At 49.4% G+C, this 3,645-nt stretch carries 3 protein-coding genes and 1 riboswitch; all 3 genes read right to left on the bottom strand.

All coding sequences use genetic code 11. From position 1 onward, the window contains the following. Positions 1-229: 229 nt before the first annotated feature. On the bottom strand, positions 230-940 hold the full coding sequence (locus QUA88_RS29335; RefSeq protein ID WP_333058637.1) for a precorrin-2 C(20)-methyltransferase: 711 nt from the start codon (positions 938-940) through the stop codon (positions 230-232). Then, entirely contained in the window at positions 937-1,566 is a 630-nt protein-coding gene (locus QUA88_RS29330) for a precorrin-8X methylmutase (RefSeq protein ID WP_333275228.1), read from the bottom strand. Before QUA88_RS29330 ends, QUA88_RS29335 begins: the two co-directional genes overlap by 4 nt. A 166-nt stretch (positions 1,567-1,732) precedes the next feature. Continuing rightward, positions 1,733-3,382 (bottom strand): precorrin-3B synthase, encoded by a 1,650-nt coding sequence (gene cobG / locus QUA88_RS29325; protein ID WP_333275225.1) that lies wholly within the window; start codon positions 3,380-3,382, stop codon positions 1,733-1,735. 8 nt (positions 3,383-3,390) lie between these two features. Next, a riboswitch (adenosylcobalamin-variant (AdoCbl-variant) riboswitch) is annotated at positions 3,391-3,470 on the bottom strand. Positions 3,471-3,645 lie beyond the last annotated feature (175 nt).

Here is a 3,645-nt window from a genome sequence, read left to right as displayed (position 1 = left end):
ATTTGTTTATGATTGCTTTATTTGGTTTTCAATGTTCGTGACGGCTTTGTGTTCCGCCATGTAAATAAACATAAAGCATATTCTCAGGTTTGTAAAGTTTTTTAACAACAGATTAACTGATGATATGTATAAGATTGACTTATAAATAGCAGGAATGGTGGATAAATGGGAAAGAATGGACAAAAACTAGGTAAAGCCTGGAAGCGCGTCGCCTTCAGGCATGGAAATATTAAGATACAGACTTCTGCTGGCTAGGTATCATAATGAGAGCCCAATAGGGAACTTCAGCGGGCTCGACATCTGCGATCGCCCGAATTCGCTGATTCGGCATAGTTGCGCGTTCTATATACAATGCTCGATCGAACTGTCCCAACTCAATCAGTACGTCCCGGACTTTCGCAAAATGCCGCCCCAGTTTAATAATTACAGCAGCATCAACAACCGCCAGTCGATCGCGCAAAACCTCAGCATCCAGCGTCGCAGGCATAATACTTAACACATCGTTACGATAAGTCAGCGGCACTCCCAACGCAGCCGCACTCGCCATTGTCGAAGAAATTCCCGGCACAACTTCAGTGGTAAATCTCGCCGACAAACGGTTGAATAGATACATAAACGAGCCGTAGAGAAAAGGTTCGCCCTCACACAGCACCGCCACATCCTGTCCCTCGCTCAGATGGGCGGCAATTTTCTCGGCAGCAATATCATAATAAGGTTGAGACGATCGCGTCGGACTAAAAGGCAACGGCATCGGAATCTCAATTTGCTCCGGGCGCAGATAATCAGCAACGATCGCCCGCGCCAGCACCTTACCATTTTCCATCGCCGGATAGGCAATCACCGGCACCGATTGCAAAATCCGATAAGCTTTCAATGTGATCAATTCTGGATCGCCAGGGCCAATACCCAAACCGTACAATTTACCAGTAGCCTTAGTCATAATTCATCCTTTTTCGCTAACGCATTCACGGCTGCCGTGGCCATTGCACTGCCACCGCGCCGCCCGTGCAACGTAATAAATGGCACTCCCCGACTGTTGGCAGCGAGTTCGGCTTTGGATTCGGCAGCCCCCACAAATCCTACCGGGAAACCCAGAATTAAAGCCGGTTTGGGTGCTCCGGCATCCAACATTTCCAGTAGTCGGAACAAAGCAGTCGGGGCATTGCCAATTGCCACAACCGCACCCTGCAAGTTGTCCAGCCATAAATCAAGCGCCGCAGCCGATCGAGTATTTCCCATTTGTCGCGCCAACTCCGGGATTTCGGAATGCCAGAGGGTGCAAATCACCGGATTGTCAGCCGGAAGGCGTTTGCGAGTGATGCCTTCGGCCACCATCCGGGCATCGCACAGAATCGGCGCACCTGCGGCGAGGGCTTGGCGTCCGCAGGTGGCTGCACCGGGGGAAGCTGCTAAATCTGTAACAATATCGGTCATGCCGCAACTGTGAATTAGTCGCACGGCTACCGATTCTAAATCGGGCGGCAAGCTTGACAAATCTGCTTCGGCTCGAATTGTGGCGAAGGATTTGGTGTAGATTTCTGTTCCGTCTCGAATGTAGTCAATCATTGTTTAAAACTGCTATGGGAAGTTTGTGGGATTTGTGAAATAGATTTTTTGAATGAACCGCCAACATGGAAAGGACGCGAAAGAAGAAATATCCAGAAATATAGAAAGAGAAATAATTAAAAATTGTCAGTTTTCATGGGATATTTTTTCACTTTCAATTCCGATTTTAGGTGCTCAACAACTCCTGCAATTGGTCGATCGCCTGCCGATCAATAAACTCACCAAATGACTCCAAAGGCTCTCGAAACCGCTGATACACCCGCAACATTCGCTCGATCGCACCGGGCATCTCGACCGCACTCACCGCCGGAAAAATTGGTTGTCCGAAGGGCAAATCTTTTCTACCCGCATAAATGTCGTAACCTTCGATCGTCTCGTCTCCTCGCTCAATCTGAATTCCCACCAGCGTGATATCAATTGGCTGGTGCTGGGCGCAGGACTTTTGGCAACCGCTGAAATGAATGTTAATCGGCAGGTCGATCGTCAATTTTTGCGCTAAATCCCTCACCATTGCTAGGGCGTGACTTTGAGTATCTGTCGCCGCCGACGCACAGCCGCTGCTGCCGGCACAAGCCACCAAGCACGAATCTAGGCGAGTCGCTGACGAGTGCAATCCCAAATCGGCGATTTGCTGTTTTACCTCAAAAAGCTGGGAGTTGGGGATATCAGAAATCAACAGATTTTGCCACGGCGTAAGTCTCAGGGTACCGCTGGCTAGATTTTGGGCTAAATTTGCCAAATTCCGCAGTTGCTTTGATTCTAGCCTACCGAGAGGCAGCGCAATTCCCATGTAGGAAAAACCGGACTGTCGCTGAGGATGAATGCCGAGATGTCGGGATTGTTCGATCGCCCTTGCAGATGAGTCGATCGAACGGGCGGGCAAGATGCCCACCCCACAAGGAAATTCACTCTTTGTGGAACAGGCATCTTGCCTGTTTTTGGGAAAGGCGATCGAACGGGCGGGTAAGATGCCCACCCCACAAGGAAATTCACTCTTTGTGGAACAGGCATCTTGCCTGTTTTTGGGAAAGGTGCAAGATGTGAATTGCCATAAAAATGGTAAATTCTGCTGTACCCTTTCTAGATAACTTTCAGCGCCCCAATCTGTCAGCAGGTGACGCAAACGCGGTTTTTTGCCATCAATTCGAGGTCGATTTTTGGTGTATTCAAGATAGGTGCTAGCGAGGGCGGCTAATACTGAAATACATTGCGATTCTTGGATGAAAATTCCTGTATCGCCGTTTAAATGCAGCCGAAAAACGATTTCTGATTGGGTTGAAAGCGCTTCAGCAGCTAATAAAATATCGTTGCGTAAAGCCTGGATCGAAACCGATTCCCCGCCGTCGAAGCCAATACTGAACTTAGGCGAAAGTTCCGACAATTCGGGATGCGTTTGCAGGTAATCATCCCAAGCTTTCACTAGCGGGCGAGTATCCAGTAACTGCTGGCGATCGATCCCTGCTGTCGGGCTTGCCATAATATTGCGAATCGGGTCAACTTCAACGCGGCGAGACGCTATCCCCAATTCCTGCAAGCGGTTCCAGACTTCCGGGGGAATTTCCGAGTGCACTTCTCGGATTTGCAAATTTCCCCGATTCGTCACTTGCAAACAGCCGGTACTGTATTGATCTGCCAAATCGGCGATCGTCCGACACTGCTGCGCGTTTAAAATTCCCCCCGGAATCCGCATTCTCGATAAAACTCCGTCTCGGGCTTGGGAACCGTAAAATAAACCCGGACAAGTCGGCAAATCAGTCAAAGCTAACAAATAATCTCCTCCCCGTGCTACGCAGGGAATCCAAAAGTAAACGCCCACAAAGCGCCCCCGAAATCGGCATTCTGACTTTTACAGTTGCGGCACAGCGCCGGAATTGCACCGGACTTTCCCGCTTTCAGGTTTTAGAAAGGTATCACGAGCTGACCCACAGAAAGCAAAACCCTCAACTTTCTTAACAAAACTTCTGGCGATTGCGTCGGGCCCCGCAAGCTACGGCCCTGTCTCTCCTCTCATCAGCTTTCCTAATCACACTCATCAGTTTAACTGTCGTCAAACCCCTTTACAAACCTTAACGATAGGCG

This window comes from Microcoleus sp. D3_18_C2, assembly GCF_036702395.1.
Taxonomy (GTDB): domain Bacteria; phylum Cyanobacteriota; class Cyanobacteriia; order Cyanobacteriales; family Microcoleaceae; genus Microcoleus.
Note: the sequence above shows the minus strand (reverse complement) of the source record. Positions and strands in the feature narration are given on the sequence as shown.